This window comes from Butyrivibrio sp. VCB2001 (assembly GCF_000423965.1).
Lineage (GTDB): Bacteria > Bacillota > Clostridia > Lachnospirales > Lachnospiraceae > Butyrivibrio.
The window spans coordinates 96,312-110,210 of the sequence record NZ_AUIZ01000001.1 but is presented as its reverse complement, the minus strand read 5'-3'; the positions used below and the strand labels follow the sequence as shown (position 1 = coordinate 110,210).

Below are 13,899 nucleotides of genomic sequence, written 5' to 3'. Positions count from 1 at the left end.
AATGGAAGATCGAATTATCAGAACTGAATATTCCGAGATCATGCAGAAGTCCTTTATAGATTACGCCATGAGCGTAATCGTGGCTCGTGCACTTCCGGATATCAGAGACGGACTTAAGCCGGTTCAGAGAAGAACTCTCTATGACATGTATGAACTCGGCATCAGATATGACAAGCCTTACAGAAAGAGCGCGAGAATTGTCGGCGATACCATGGGTAAATATCACCCTCACGGCGACAGCTCGATCTACGACTGTCTTGTTGTAATGACCCAGGACTTTAAAAAGGCTATTCCTCTTGTTGACGGCCACGGAAACTTCGGAAACATCGAAGGCGACGGCGCTGCTGCCATGCGTTATACCGAGGCGCGTCTTTCAAAGGTAACTCAGGAGAATTTCCTTGAGGATTTAAACTTAAACGTAGTTGATTTCCTCCCAAACTTTGATGAGACAGAAAAAGAGCCATCGGTGCTCCCTGTTAAGATTCCCAACTTCCTCATAAACGGAAGCGAAGGTATCGCAGTAGGTATGGCAACCAGTACACCTCCTCACAATCTTGCTGAGGTAATTGATGCACAGATCGCCTACATTCAGAATGACTCTCTTACAACAAAAGACCTGATGAAGTACATCAAGGGACCTGACTTCCCTACAGGCGGAGTTGTCATTAACAAAGACGAGTTATTAGAAATCTATGAGACCGGTATCGGTAAGATCAGGATAAGAGGTAAGGTTGAAACCGAAAAAGGTAAAAACGGACACATAAATCTGATCATCACAGAGATTCCTTATACCATGATCGGAGCCGGCATCGGCAAGTTCATGGCTGATGTTGCCGAGCTTGCTGAGAAGAAGATCACAAATGATATTGTTGATATTTCGAACCAGTCCTCCAAGGAAGGAATCAGAATTGTAATAGAGCTCAAGAAGGACACTGACGTAGAGAACTTTACAAACCTTCTCTACAAGAAGACCAAGCTTGAGGATACTTTTGGCGTTAACATGCTGGCTATTGATAACGGACGCCCTGAGACCATGTCTTTAAAAGAGATCATGAGAGCCTGTGCGGACTTCCAGTTTGAAATCGCCACAAGAAAGTACCAGACACTTCTTAAAAAAGAGCAGGACAAGAAAGAAATCCAGGAAGGTCTTATCAAGGCCTGCAATGTGATCGACCTTGTAATTGAGATCCTCAGAGGCTCCAAGGACAGAGCAATGGCTAAGGACTGCCTTGTAAATGGAAACACAGAAGGCATTAACTTTAAGTCCAGAGAGTCCAAGGCAATGGCTGCACAGCTCCTGTTCTCAGAAGCTCAGGCAGATGCCATTTTGGAGATGAGACTCTACAAACTCATCGGCCTTGAACTTGATGCTCTTATCAAGGAACATGAGCAGACAGTAGCCAATATTTACAAATACGAGGATATTCTTGAGAGCCATGAGTCCATGTCAATGGTCATCCAGAATGAGCTCATCAAGATAAAGAAAGAATATCAAAGACCCAGAAGAACTGTAATCGACAACAGGGAAAATGCAGTTTACGAAGAAAAGCCCGTTGAAGAGATCGATGTTGCATTTATCATGGACAGATTCGGATATGCCAAGACCATCGATGCTTCAACCTATGAGAAGAATAAAGAGACTATCCAGGCTGAGTTTAAGTTCTCATTTATCATGAAGAACACCGGCAAGATCTGTTTCTTTACCAATACAGGTAATCTCCATACTGTAAAAGCTATGGATCTTCCTCAGGGCAAGATGAGAGATAAGGGTATTCCTATCGACAATGTAAGCAACTTTGACACTTCAAAAGAGACAATTGTCATGGCTTCAAGCCAGTCAGACCTTAATCTCTACAGGCTCCTGTTTACAACCAAGATGTCCATGATGAAGGTTGTTGACGGCGGAGAGTTTGATGTTTCAAAGAGAACCGTTGCTGCCACCAAGCTCCTTGACGGAGATGAAGTTGTAAGCGTAGAGGTTATCAAGACTCAGAAGACGGTTGTGCTCAGAACAAACGATGGATACTTCCTCAGATTCCTCATTGAAACAGTACCTGAGAAAAAGAAGATAGCAGTCGGCGTAAGAGGTATGAGGCTTACAAAGAATGACTACATCCGAGATGTCTTTTTCCTTAATGACATGGAGGAAAAGAGCATTGAACACAACGGTAAGGAGCTCCATCTTGGGCACCTTAAGATAACCAGCAGAGATACAAAGGGAACAAAGGTAAGACTATGAGAGTAATTGCAGGATCTGCCAGAAGACTAAGACTTGTGACTCCTGAAGGAAATGATACAAGGCCGACACAGGACCGTATTAAGGAAACCCTGTTTAATATGATCCAGAACCAGGTTCCTGGTGCTGTGTTTGTGGATCTGTTCGCAGGAAGCGGCGGAATCGGAATAGAGGCACTCTCAAGAGGTGCAAGCAAGGCTTACTTTGTTGAGAATGCCACAAATGCCTACAAGTGCATAATGCAGAACCTTAAGACCACTTATTTCGAGGAAGATTCTGTGGTCCTTAAGCAGGATGTTGTTCTGGCGCTTCGCGGCATTAAGGAAAGTGAAGTTGATATAATCTTTATAGATCCTCCTTATCACGGAGAGCTCTATGAGAGAACACTTTCCCAGCTCTCTCAGATGAGCTATGTTACTGAGAACACAATGATCATTGTCGAGAGTGACAAGGACTACGATTTCTCTTTTGCAGAGGACTATGGATTCGAGGTTCGCAAAGAGAAAGAGTACAAGAGCAACAAACATGTTTTCCTCTACAGAAAGGGCAACTGATTATGAAGACTGCTGTATATCCGGGAAGTTTTGATCCGGTAACACTTGGACACCTGGACATTATAAAGCGCGCATCCACCATGTTTGATGAGCTGATCGTAGCTGTAATGTGCAATTCATCTAAAACTCCATTGTTTACCCTTGATGAACGTGTTAAAATGTTAAAAGAATCTGTGAAGGACCTGCCAAATGTACGAATCGAGTCTTTTGGCGGACTTCTTATTGATTATTGCAAGGAGAATCAGATCCATATCATTATCAGAGGGTTACGTGCCATAACTGATTTTGAATATGAACTTCAGATTGCACAGATCAACAGAGAGTTATCACACCATGAGGTGGATACCGTATTCCTTACAACCAGCCTTGAGTATTCATACCTTAGCAGCTCAGTTGTAAAAGAGATCGCAAGTTATAATGGGGATATTACAACCTGCGTTCCGGAATTTATAGCCACAGAGCTATACAAAAAATACGGATTCAAATAAATTCGGGGGTACTTATCATGACCAGCAGAATAGAACAGCTTATTGACGAGATCGAGACATATATAGATAATTGCAAACCACAGCCTTTGTCTCAGACCAAGATCATTGTCAACAAAGAAGAGATTGATGAGCTTTTAAGAGAACTTCGCAGCAAGACACCTGAGGAGATCAAGAGATATCAGAAGATCATCAGCAACAAGGAAGCAATTTTAAATGACGCGCGCAAGAAGGCTCAGGAGCTCATTGACGAGGCAACTGCTCATACCAATGAACTTATTAACGAGCATGAGATCATGCAGCAGGCATACGCTCAGGCCAATGAAGTAATCTCACAGGCTGCTGCCCAGGCCAAGGACATCCTTGACAAGGCAACAATTGAGGCCAATGAGATGAAGGCAGCTGCTGTACAGTACACAGATCAGCTTCTTGAGAACGTTGATTCCATCATAAATCAGTCAATTGATGCAACCAGCAAGAATAACGACGAGATCATCGAGTCAGTTAAGCAGAACAGCATCAATATTGTAAAAGAGGTAACTCAGAGCAATGACAGCATTCTCTCTGCACTTACTCAGTACAGTGAGATCATCAAGTCAAACAGAGCGGACCTTCGTCCACCTGTTGGCGGTGCTTCTGCAGGAACCGGCGCAGCTGTTACAACTGAAGATCAGGGCGCGGCTTCGGATGATGGAAGTTTAAATCTTGATATGCTTAACTAAGTAGCGATTACTAAGAGCTGCCGCATTATTGCGACAGCTTTTTATCTTTAATAGGAGTTTGGGGGATATTATGAAAAAGCTTATTTCATATGTATTTACTTTTGTTATGGTATTCACAGCTGTATTTGGAGCTACTTCGATCGATACAAATGCAGCATCTAAGAATGTGGTAGTTGTTATTGACCCGGGACACGGCGGAGAGGGAGACAGAAACCTTGGTGCCCAGTATAACGGCCTTTCAGAAAAGGCCCTTACTCTTCAGGTTGCCAATGCCCTGAAGGCTGAGCTTGAGAAATATGACGGAGTTACTGTATATACCACGAGAACCACTGACACAGCCATTTCACTTGAAGACAGAGCAGCATATGCAAAGAGTGTCGGAGCGGATTTCGTATACAGTATTCACTTCAATGCTTCAAGCGATCATGCATTTTATGGCTCAGAAGTATGGACATCTACCTTTGGTAATTACTATGTAGCAGGTGCTAACTTCGGCAATATTCTTCAGTCAGAATGGAACGGACTCGGTCTTTATCAAAAAGGTGTCAAGACAAGGGTAGGCTCATCCGGTAAGGACTACTACGGAATCATCAGAGCCTGCGTTGCAAGGAATATCCCTTGCGTTATCATGGAGCATGCATACCTTGATCATGGCGTGGATGTCTCCAAGATCAAGACTGCTGACTTTATTGGCAAGCTTGCTGCAGCTGACGCAACAGCAATTGCCAAATACTTTAAGCTTAAATCAAGCACTACAGGAGCTGATTATTCAGGCTTTAAATATACTTCAGTTAAAAAGCCCGGCAAAGTTCTTTATCAGGATGAAACAGGACCTGAGAAGTGCGAGATCAAGGTTCTTGCTTACGACCTTGCCAGCGGAAATGTACTTGTTGAAATGACGACCAAGGACAGCCAGAGCCCTGTTATTTACTTTACATACAGCTATGATGGCGGTAAGACCTTTAATACTCTGCAGATGTGGGACAGGAGTAAGTCGACACAGTCATTTAACGTTAAGGTTCCTAGCGGAACTGTAAATCCAACAATAGTCTGTGCTGCTTACAACAACTATGAAAAGGGTACTTTAAGTAATCCTGTTCAGGTAGCGGCTACATTCAATTATTAAGGAAAAAGACATTGAGACTTGATAAATTTCTTTCGGAACAAAATATCGGTACCAGAAAGCAGATAAAAGAATATGTAAAAAACGGAAGATGCTCTGTAAACGGTATACCTGCTTCAAAGGCTGATATGCATATCGATGAAAACAGTGATGAGATAGCTTTTGACGGAATAGTCCTTAGTTACAGCAAGTATCATTACTATTTGCTAAATAAGCCCGTAGGCGTTGTGAGTGCCACAAGAGATGGAAAGAACGAAACGGTGCTTGATCTTTTATCCGGAGAAAATGTAAAAGGTCTTTCTCCCTGCGGAAGGCTTGATATCGACACAGAAGGGCTGCTTCTTATAACAGATGACGGTGATCTGATCCACAGACTCCTTTCACCTAAAAAACATGTGTATAAGGTCTATGAAGTGCATATCAGACAAGCTCTTTTACCTGCTGATATAGAGAAGCTTGAAAAGGGCGTGAATATCGGTGATAAGAAGGATGACGGAAGCATTGATTACACGCTTCCTGCTAAGGTTGAAGTTTATGAGGATAAGGACGAAGAAGGATATCCGGTGATTTTCCTTACCATTCATGAAGGCAGATTCCATCAGGTAAAAAGAATGCTTGAAGCTGTGGGGAATGAAGTAATGTTCCTTCGCAGAATCTCTATGGGAAGTTTAGAGCTTGGCGACGATCTTCCTGTCGGTGAATACAGGCCTCTGACCGAAGAAGAAATAAATGAATTAAAGAAATAGGATGATTTATGAAAGATATAAAGCTTAATGATTATGAAGCAGTGATCTTTGATCTCGATGGATCACTGGTAGATTCCATGTGGATGTGGAAGGCTATAGATATTGAGTATTTGGCGGGGCATGGAATAGAGGCTCCGAGCACGCTCCAGAAGGATATAGGCGGAAGAAGCTTTGTTGAGACTGCTGTTTACTTCAAGGAGAGATTTAACCTTAAGGATTCTGTTGAGAAGATCGGCGATGACTGGAACAAAATGGCATGGGATAAATACACAAGCGAAGTACCTCTAAAGGAAGGTGTATCAGACCTTTTGGAAAAGTGCGAAGAAAACGGTATTAAGCTTGGTATTGCTTCAAGCAATTCAACAGAGCTGATAAAACAGGTTCTTTCTTCACACGGAATAATGGATAAATTTCAGAGTATCAAGTCGGGAACCCAGGTAGTTAAGGGGAAACCTGCGCCTGACATTTATCTTACGGTTGCGGATGAACTGGGAGCTGAACCTTCAAAATGTCTTGTTTTTGAAGACCTTGTGGATGGCATCAAGGCTGCCAAGAATGCCGGCATGACTGTTGTTGCAGTAAGTGATGATTATTCAAGGCACAGCGATGATCTTAAGAAAGAGCTGGCAGATGACTATATAGAAGATTATTGGGGATTTACTGAAGGATGAAGAAATATAAAGGCGACTTTGGATATATAGAATACAGGAAAAAGGTTACGATTATAAGAACGGCTGTGTGTCAGGCTATTACGCTTGCGATCTTTGTAATCGGTCTTGTGATAAACGGGACTCAGAAAAATGTCTTTTCCATAATAGCTGCTCTTGGCTGTCTTCCGACAGGTTGGAGCGCTGTAAACATGATCATGTTCATAAGGGCAAAGGGCTGCAGTGAAAGTGATCATAGCCAGATTGAGGCGCATAAAGGGAACTTACTTGTGTATTATGATCTTGTTATTACCAGCTATGACAAGAATTATAACGTGGCAGCTTCCACGGTACTTGATAAGAACATTTGCTGTTACTGCTCTGATAAGTCAGTAGATTGTGAAGATATAGAGAAGCATATTAAAAAGATGATGGCTCAGAGCGGATATTCAAGCTACAGCATCAAGGTCTTTAATAAGCTTGATACTTTCCTTGGAAGGCTTGATCAGCTTGAGAAGCTAAGGGCTGAGAAAAACATAGACCCTCAGGCGATCGAGGATGCATGGGTTCCCGGAACGACTCAGACACCGGCGGGAATTCTTTTATCAATATCATTATAGGCGGTTAAATGAAAGAGATCATAGTTGGCGAAAACGAACAGGATAAGCGCTTTGACAGATTCCTTAAGGGCTATTTGAAAGAGGCTTCAGGCGGCTTTATTTACAAGATGCTGCGCAAGAAGAACATTACCCTTAATGACAAAAAGTCAGACGGAATGGAAAAGCTCAAAAAAGGAGATGTAATAAAGATCTTCTTTACTGATGATACTTTGAATAAGTTTCGCGGAAACGAGTCGGGTGCCAATAAAGAGTGTCCTGAACTTTTATCTTATAAAAAGATTGGTGATCTTAACGTTATTTACGAGGATGACAATATTGTTCTTGTAGATAAGCCTGCAGGTGTTCTTTCACAGAAATCGCAGAAGGATGATGACAGCTTAAATGAGTGGCTTATCGGATATCTTTTGAATAAGGGTGACATCACAGCAGAGAGCCTTGATACCTACAGGCCTTCTATTTGCAACAGGCTGGACCGAAATACCAGCGGTATTGTGATCTGCGCCAAATCACTTGTAGGCGCACGTAAGATGAACGAGCTTATCAAGGACAGAAGCGTTGGGAAGTTCTACCGAACAATTGTAAAGGGCAAGATCGACGCAGACTTTTCGCTAAAAGGTTTTTTGTCCAAGGATGAAAAGAAAAACAAGGTTGTAATTCTTGATAAGGATCCGCATGACCCGGCATATTCTTATGTTGAAACCGAGTTTCATGTTGTATCCTTTAACAGAGAAAAGGATATGACTATGCTGGAGGTTAAACTGATCACCGGTAAGCCTCATCAGATAAGGGCTCATTTAGCCGGTATAGGGCATCCTATTCTCGGAGATATAAAATACGGCGGAAAAGCTTATAAGGGACTTAACTTTCAGCTTCTCCACAGCTACAGGCTTGAGTTTCCAAAGAATTTAAAAGAGCCTTTTGAAGAGCTTTCAGGTAAGGAGTTTACAGCTCCTTTGCCAAAGGAATTTAATGTATTTGAATAAGAGGTAATTATGCCTACATGGAAATCTCGTGGACTCAGGGGATCCACGCTCGAAGACATGGTCAACAGAACAAATGAGAGGTACCTTGAACTTGGACTTTGTCTTATTCAGAAAATTCCCACGCCCATAACGCCAATAAATATTGAGAAGGAAACAAGACACATAACGCTTGCCTACTTTGATCAAAAGTCAACCGTGGACTACATTGGTGCAGTTCAGGGTATTCCTGTGTGCTTTGATGCCAAGGAATGTGCAACAACATCTTTTGCACTGCAAAATATTCACCAGCACCAGGTTAACTTCATGGAAAGCTTTGAGGAGCAGAATGGAGTTGCATTTTTTCTTATCTACTTTACGTCTTTAGACGAATTCTATTACCTTCCCTACAGAAACTTACGCGTTTTCTGGGACAGAGCACAGGCAGGAGGCAGAAAGAGCTTTCGCCATGATGAACTGGACCCTAAATATGTAATAAAGAGTCACAAGGATCCGGGGTTATTGATCCCGTATCTTGATGCAATGCAGATTGACCTTGAAGAGAGAGAATAATTGTTTGACATATTGTTTGATATAATGTAAACTCTTTTCTGTGGTAGTGAATTACCATAGTAGCACTGTACATTACTAAAGTGAGGTAGACATGAATAAAGTACTTTTGCATACTCCCGATGGAGTAAGAGATATCTATGGTTCAGAATGCAGCGACAGACTTATCGTAAGAGACAAGATCCATGAGAAGATGAAGCTGTACGGATATGAGGATATAGAAACACCTACATTTGAATTTTTCGATGTATTTGCTCAGGAGATAAATGCCAGCGATGCAAGAGAACTGTATAAGTTCTTTGATAAAGACGGAAATACAATGGTTTTAAGACCGGACTTTACACCATCTATTGCCAGATGCGCATCAAAGGTAATGCTTGAAAATCCAATGCCTGTGAGAGTTGTATATCAGGGCAGTACATTTCTTAATACTTCAAGCCTTCAGGGTAAATTAAAAGAGACAAATAATATCGGTGTTGAGCTTTTTAAGGATGATTCTGTATATGCTGACGCTGAGATGATAGCTCTTTTAATAGAGTCTCTCTTAAGCTCAGGTCTGAAGGACTTCCAGGTCAGCATCGGTGATGCAGAGTACTATAAAGGCATTTGCGAGGAAGCCGGTATTGATGCAGAGACAGAGGTCATGATCAGGGAGCAGATCGTTCAGAAGAATTATTTTGCCGCTGAGAGCATCCTTGCTGAGAGAAATATACCGGAAAAGTACAAAAACCTGATAGTCAAGGTGGCTGAGTTTATCGGCTCAGATGAGGCCCTTGATAAGGCTCAGGAACAGGTATCAAACGAGAGAAGCTTAAACGCTATAAAGCGCCTTAAAAGGCTTTATCAGGTACTTAAAGAATATGATGTTACCCAGTATGTTTCATTTGATCTTGGAATGCTGAGTAAATTCAATTATTACACAGGTGTCATTTTTAGTGCATACACCTACGGAGTAGGCGATGCTATCGCCAAGGGCGGAAGATACAACAACCTCCTTGGAAAATATGGTCAGGAAGCACCTGCTATTGGCTTCGTAATTCTGCTTGATGACCTTTTGTCAGCTCTTTACAGACAGAACGTTGAAATGGAACATGAGAAGCAGACTGTATATACTGAGTTTGATGAAGAGAGCTTTAAGGCTAAGCTCTCTGAAGCTATTGAAATGAGAAAATCAGGCCAGAAGGTGGCTTTGGCATACAGAAAGGCATGAGTGGTGAATTTATGAGATATCTTACATTTGCCCTTGGAAAGGGACGCCTTGTCAACTCAACCATGGAGATACTTAATAAGTGCGGGATTGAGTGCGAGGAGATCTTAGATAAAAAGACAAGAAAGCTTATTTTTACCAATGAAGAGCTTAAGCTTAAGTTCTTTTTGGCAAAGGGACCGGATGTTCCGACCTATGTTGAATACGGTGCAGCGGATATCGGAATTGTAGGCGCTGACACTATCCTTGAGGAGAACAGAAGAGTTTACGAAGTCCTGGATCTTGGCTTTGGAAAGTGCAGAATGTGCGTCTGTGGACCTCATGAGGCAAAAGAGCTTTTAGAGCATCGAGAGATGATCAGGGTTGCAAGTAAGTATCCCAATATTGCAAAAGATTACTTCTACAATAAAAAACATCAGACAGTTGATATAATTAAACTCAACGGCTCGGTAGAGCTTGGACCTATTGTTAATCTTTCAGATGTGATTGTTGATATTGTTGAGACCGGATCAACACTCAGAGAGAATGGTCTTGAGGTTCTTGAGGAAATATGCCCCCTTTCTGCAAGAATGATCGTAAATCAGGTAAGCATGCAGATGGAGACTGAAAGAATCAGAAAGCTCATAAATGACATTAAGGAGAATTTGGAGTAAATGAGAACACTTAAACTTACAGAAGAAACCAAAAAAGAACTTCTTGGAAATCTTTTAAACAGAAATCCCGGAAGCTATGGTGAGTATGAAGAAACAGTAAATGGAATAATAAATGATATCCGAAATAACGGAGATAAGGCTTTATTTGAGTACACAGAGAAGTTTGATAAGTGCATTATTGATGCAAACTCAATAAAGATAACAAGGCAGGAAATAGAAGAGGCATACAAGGCACTTGATCCTGAATTTGTAGAAGTTATGAAGAGAAGTGCTGAGAATATCAGAGCCTTTCACGAGAAGCAAAAGAGGAACACCTGGATCGATACCAAGGAAGACGGAAGCATCCTGGGACAGAGAATACTTCCAATAGAGATTTCAGGTGTTTATGTTCCGGGCGGAAAAGCAGCTTATCCATCAAGCGTTCTTATGAACGTGGTTCCCGCCAAGGTTGCTGGCGTTGAGAAAATTGTAATGTGCACACCTCCCGGCAAGGATGGTAAGGTTAATCCCGGAACATTGGTTGCAGCTGATATAGCAGGTGTTACGGAAGCTTATAAGGTAGGCGGAGCTCAGGCTATCGCTGCAATGGCATTTGGAACAGAGTCTGTACCTAAAGTTGATAAGATAACAGGACCCGGAAATATCTTTGTTGCTCTTGCCAAGAAAGCATGCTTTGGACATGTTTCGATTGACTCAATCGCAGGCCCCAGTGAGATTCTTGTTCTTGCTGATGAGAGCGCCAATGCAAGATATGTGGCTGCAGATCTTTTATCACAGGCTGAACACGATGAAATGGCGAGTGCTATTTTAATTACTACATCTCAGGAACTGGCAGATAATGTGTCAAAAGAGATCGACGGATTTTTGCAGACTCTTTCAAGAGCGGATATAATAAAGAAGTCCTTAGATAACTATGGATATATTTTTGTAGCAGAGAATATGGAGGATGCCATCGAAGCAGCCAATGCAGTTGCATCTGAGCACCTTGAGATAATTACTGTTAATCCGTATGAAACAATGACAAAAATTAGGAATGCAGGCGCTATTTTCCTTGGGGATTATTCTTCAGAACCTCTCGGAGACTACTATGCAGGCCCTAATCACATTCTTCCTACCAACAGAACTGCAAGATTCTTCTCACCGCTTTCTGTTGATGATTTCGTAAAGAAAACAAGTATTATTTCGTACTCAAGAGCAGCACTTGAGAAAGTACATGATGATATTGAACTCTTTGCAAAGCAGGAAGGGCTTACAGCTCACGCTAATTCCATTGCTGTAAGGTTCGAATAAGATTGTCTGATATGGTCAATGTGACTGATCTGGTCAATACTTAAAAATTACACTTGTAATCATTGAAAAGTGCACCAAAATTGCAAGTTTACTTTCTAAAACGTATATAAAATGCAAGTTTACATATATTTTATAATTAGAATTTACAATATTTTGTAAACTGCATATAAGGAGATACAAGCTATGGAAAAAAGAGTTGCAGAAGTGACACGAAAAACGCAAGAAACTGACATCAAGGTTTTACTTAACCTTGACGGGTCAGGAGCTTCAAACATAACAACGGGCATCGGATTCTTTGATCATATGCTTCAGGGATTTACAAAACACGGCTTTTATGACATGGATGTCACAGTAAACGGAGACCTAAATGTTGATGGTCACCACACGGTTGAGGATACCGGAATCGTGCTTGGACAGGCTATTTCTAAGGCTTTGGGCGACAAAAAGGGTATAAAGCGTTACGGAAGTATGATCCTTCCCATGGATGAGACTTTGGTGATGTGTGCAATAGACCTTTGCGGAAGGCCGTATTTTGTGATGGATGCTGAATTTACAGCACCTATGGTAGGTGATTTCGACACACAGCTTGTAAAAGAGTTTTTCTATGCAGTTTCATATTCTGCAGCAATGAATCTTCACATCAAGGTTTTAAACGGATCTAACGATCACCACAAGATTGAAGCGATATTCAAGGCATTTGCAAAAGCGCTGGATGAAGCGTCAATGATAGATCCGAGAATAGAAGGCGTACTCAGTACAAAAGGAGCACTTTAAGCATGAAGAACAGTGTTAAAAAAATAGTCGGTGCAATATATTTGAAAAACGGTCGTGCAATGAAAGGTTTTGGAACCGACCAGGTATGCGAGTTTGATGCAGTTTCCGAAGGCGAGAGATTATCAAATTCAAATGCTGACGAGATCATAATTTTTGATCTTTCCCCGGCAGGCGATGATAAAGCTCATGAAGAGTCTTTGGATGTGATCAAGGATATCTGTAAGGCTGTTGATGTCCCTGTTATCGGCGCAGGCAATGTCAAGAGAATGGAGGATATCAAAAAGCTCCTCTATGCAGGCTGTAAGAGAGCTGCCCTTAACTTTTCAAAAGAAGGTAACGCTGATATCCTTAAGGAAGTATCAGAGAAATTCGGCAAGGACAAGATTGTTATCTGTTACGAAGACGCTTCTTCCGTGACAGAAAGAAAAGACGATGTCCTTACCTTTGCATCTGAACTTGTACTCGTTACAAAGGATGAAGAAAAGCTAACAGATCCGGGCATTGGCCTTCCTGTTATGGCAGTTTTTGATGCTGATGATCTGCCCTATAAAGACCATCCTGAAGAGCTCTTTTTCAAATATGACTTTATTGATGCTGTGTCCGGAATAAATGTGAATTCCAATGCACAGCGCATAAATCAGATAAAAGATCTTTTAACTGAAAAAGGAATTAAGATAAGCGCTCTGGAACCTGCATTTACATGGGATCAGCTTAAAAAGAATTCTGACGGAATGGTTCCTGTTATTGTTCAGGACTACAGAACGGATCAGGTTCTGATGCTTGCTTACATGAATGAAGAAGCATATAGCAATACGCTTAGAACAGGTAAGATGACATACTTTAGCAGAAGCAGAAATGAGCTCTGGATTAAGGGCGAAACCAGTTCACACTTCCAGTATGTTAAGTCTCTTACAGCAGATTGCGACCTTGATACCATTCTTGCCAAGGTTAAGCAGATTGGCGCTGCGTGCCATACCGGAAGCTATTCATGTTTCTTTAACGAGATAGCTAAAAAGGATTATTCCGAAAAGAATCCTCAGAAGGTCCTTGATTCAGTATTTGAGGTTATAAAGGATAGAAAAGAAAACCCAAGAGAAGGTTCTTATACCAATTATCTCTACGAAAAAGGAATCGACAAGATTCTTAAAAAGGTCGGTGAAGAGGCAACCGAGATGGTTATAGCTGCTAAAAACCCGAATGAAAATGAAGTTATTTACGAAATGAGTGATTTCCTGTATCATATGATGGTCCTCATGGCTGTTAAAAATGTCAGCTGGGAGGATATAACAGACGAACTGTCAAGACGATAAAGG

At 41.6% G+C, this 13,899-nt stretch carries 15 protein-coding genes; all 15 read left to right on the top strand.

What is annotated here, in order from left to right; all coding sequences use genetic code 11:
* Position 1 precedes the first annotated feature (1 nt).
* The 15 genes from G589_RS0100515 (at position 2) to hisIE (ending at position 13,896) form a co-directional block, all read left to right on the top strand.
* Positions 2–2,239, top strand: a complete 2,238-nt coding sequence (locus G589_RS0100515; RefSeq protein WP_026520696.1) for a DNA gyrase/topoisomerase IV subunit A — start codon at positions 2–4, stop codon at positions 2,237–2,239.
* Entirely contained in the window at positions 2,236–2,790 is a 555-nt protein-coding gene (gene rsmD, locus G589_RS0100510) for a 16S rRNA (guanine(966)-N(2))-methyltransferase RsmD (RefSeq protein WP_026520695.1), read from the top strand. The genes G589_RS0100515 and rsmD overlap by 4 nt, the downstream gene beginning before the upstream one ends.
* A 2-nt stretch (positions 2,791–2,792) precedes the next feature.
* Positions 2,793–3,278, top strand: a complete 486-nt coding sequence (coaD, locus tag G589_RS0100505) for a pantetheine-phosphate adenylyltransferase (RefSeq protein WP_026520694.1) — start codon at positions 2,793–2,795, stop codon at positions 3,276–3,278.
* 17 nt (positions 3,279–3,295) lie between these two features.
* On the top strand, positions 3,296–3,997 hold the full coding sequence (locus tag G589_RS0100500) for an ATPase (protein WP_026520693.1): 702 nt from the start codon (positions 3,296–3,298) through the stop codon (positions 3,995–3,997).
* Between the two features lie 70 nt (positions 3,998–4,067).
* Entirely contained in the window at positions 4,068–5,123 is a 1,056-nt protein-coding gene (locus G589_RS20775) for an N-acetylmuramoyl-L-alanine amidase family protein (protein ID WP_051192087.1), read from the top strand.
* A gap of 11 nt (positions 5,124–5,134) precedes the next feature.
* Complete coding sequence (locus tag G589_RS0100490; RefSeq protein WP_026520692.1) at positions 5,135–5,866, top strand: pseudouridine synthase; 732 nt, start codon at positions 5,135–5,137, stop codon at positions 5,864–5,866.
* 17 nt (positions 5,867–5,883) lie between these two features.
* Positions 5,884–6,537, top strand: coding sequence for an HAD family hydrolase (locus G589_RS0100485; RefSeq protein WP_026520691.1), 654 nt, complete (start codon positions 5,884–5,886; stop codon positions 6,535–6,537).
* On the top strand, positions 6,534–7,133 hold the full coding sequence (locus tag G589_RS0100480; protein ID WP_026520690.1) for a hypothetical protein: 600 nt from the start codon (positions 6,534–6,536) through the stop codon (positions 7,131–7,133). Before G589_RS0100485 ends, G589_RS0100480 begins: the two co-directional genes overlap by 4 nt.
* Positions 7,134–7,141: 8 nt before the next feature.
* On the top strand, positions 7,142–8,116 hold the full coding sequence (locus G589_RS0100475; RefSeq protein WP_026520689.1) for an RluA family pseudouridine synthase: 975 nt from the start codon (positions 7,142–7,144) through the stop codon (positions 8,114–8,116).
* Positions 8,117–8,125: 9 nt separating this feature from the next.
* Positions 8,126–8,665 carry a Holliday junction resolvase RecU gene (locus G589_RS0100470; RefSeq protein WP_026520688.1) on the top strand — a complete coding sequence of 180 codons (540 nt, stop codon included), beginning with the start codon at positions 8,126–8,128 and terminating at the stop codon, positions 8,663–8,665.
* A 91-nt stretch (positions 8,666–8,756) separates the two neighbouring features.
* Positions 8,757–9,872: an ATP phosphoribosyltransferase regulatory subunit gene (gene hisZ / locus G589_RS0100465; RefSeq protein ID WP_026520687.1), complete on the top strand. Its 1,116-nt coding sequence runs from the start codon at positions 8,757–8,759 to the stop codon at positions 9,870–9,872.
* Between the two features lie 11 nt (positions 9,873–9,883).
* Entirely contained in the window at positions 9,884–10,522 is a 639-nt protein-coding gene (gene hisG / locus G589_RS0100460) for an ATP phosphoribosyltransferase (RefSeq protein ID WP_022767174.1), read from the top strand.
* The gene (hisD, locus tag G589_RS0100455; protein ID WP_026520686.1) at positions 10,523–11,812 is read left to right on the top strand and encodes a histidinol dehydrogenase; all 1,290 of its coding nucleotides are present in this window, start codon (positions 10,523–10,525) and stop codon (positions 11,810–11,812) included. It begins immediately after the preceding gene.
* A gap of 183 nt (positions 11,813–11,995) precedes the next feature.
* Positions 11,996–12,586, top strand: a complete 591-nt coding sequence (gene hisB / locus G589_RS0100450; protein ID WP_022767172.1) for an imidazoleglycerol-phosphate dehydratase HisB — start codon at positions 11,996–11,998, stop codon at positions 12,584–12,586.
* Positions 12,587–12,588: 2 nt separating this feature from the next.
* Positions 12,589–13,896 carry a bifunctional phosphoribosyl-AMP cyclohydrolase/phosphoribosyl-ATP diphosphatase HisIE gene (hisIE, locus tag G589_RS21555; protein ID WP_026520685.1) on the top strand — a complete coding sequence of 436 codons (1,308 nt, stop codon included), beginning with the start codon at positions 12,589–12,591 and terminating at the stop codon, positions 13,894–13,896.
* Positions 13,897–13,899: the final 3 nt, after the last annotated feature.

Coding starts and splice junctions, on each gene's coding strand:
- hisD (WP_026520686.1), top strand. CDS start 10,523: ATGAGAACACTTAAACTTACAGAAGAAACCAAAAAAGAACTTCTTGGA.
- hisIE (WP_026520685.1), top strand. CDS start 12,589: ATGAAGAACAGTGTTAAAAAAATAGTCGGTGCAATATATTTGAAAAAC.
- hisG (WP_022767174.1), top strand. CDS start 9,884: ATGAGATATCTTACATTTGCCCTTGGAAAGGGACGCCTTGTCAACTCA.
- G589_RS20775 (WP_051192087.1), top strand. CDS start 4,068: ATGAAAAAGCTTATTTCATATGTATTTACTTTTGTTATGGTATTCACA.
- G589_RS0100470 (WP_026520688.1), top strand. CDS start 8,126: ATGCCTACATGGAAATCTCGTGGACTCAGGGGATCCACGCTCGAAGAC.
- coaD (WP_026520694.1), top strand. CDS start 2,793: ATGAAGACTGCTGTATATCCGGGAAGTTTTGATCCGGTAACACTTGGA.
- G589_RS0100480 (WP_026520690.1), top strand. CDS start 6,534: ATGAAGAAATATAAAGGCGACTTTGGATATATAGAATACAGGAAAAAG.
- G589_RS0100500 (WP_026520693.1), top strand. CDS start 3,296: ATGACCAGCAGAATAGAACAGCTTATTGACGAGATCGAGACATATATA.
- G589_RS0100515 (WP_026520696.1), top strand. CDS start 2: ATGGAAGATCGAATTATCAGAACTGAATATTCCGAGATCATGCAGAAG.
- hisZ (WP_026520687.1), top strand. CDS start 8,757: ATGAATAAAGTACTTTTGCATACTCCCGATGGAGTAAGAGATATCTAT.
- hisB (WP_022767172.1), top strand. CDS start 11,996: ATGGAAAAAAGAGTTGCAGAAGTGACACGAAAAACGCAAGAAACTGAC.
- rsmD (WP_026520695.1), top strand. CDS start 2,236: ATGAGAGTAATTGCAGGATCTGCCAGAAGACTAAGACTTGTGACTCCT.
- G589_RS0100475 (WP_026520689.1), top strand. CDS start 7,142: ATGAAAGAGATCATAGTTGGCGAAAACGAACAGGATAAGCGCTTTGAC.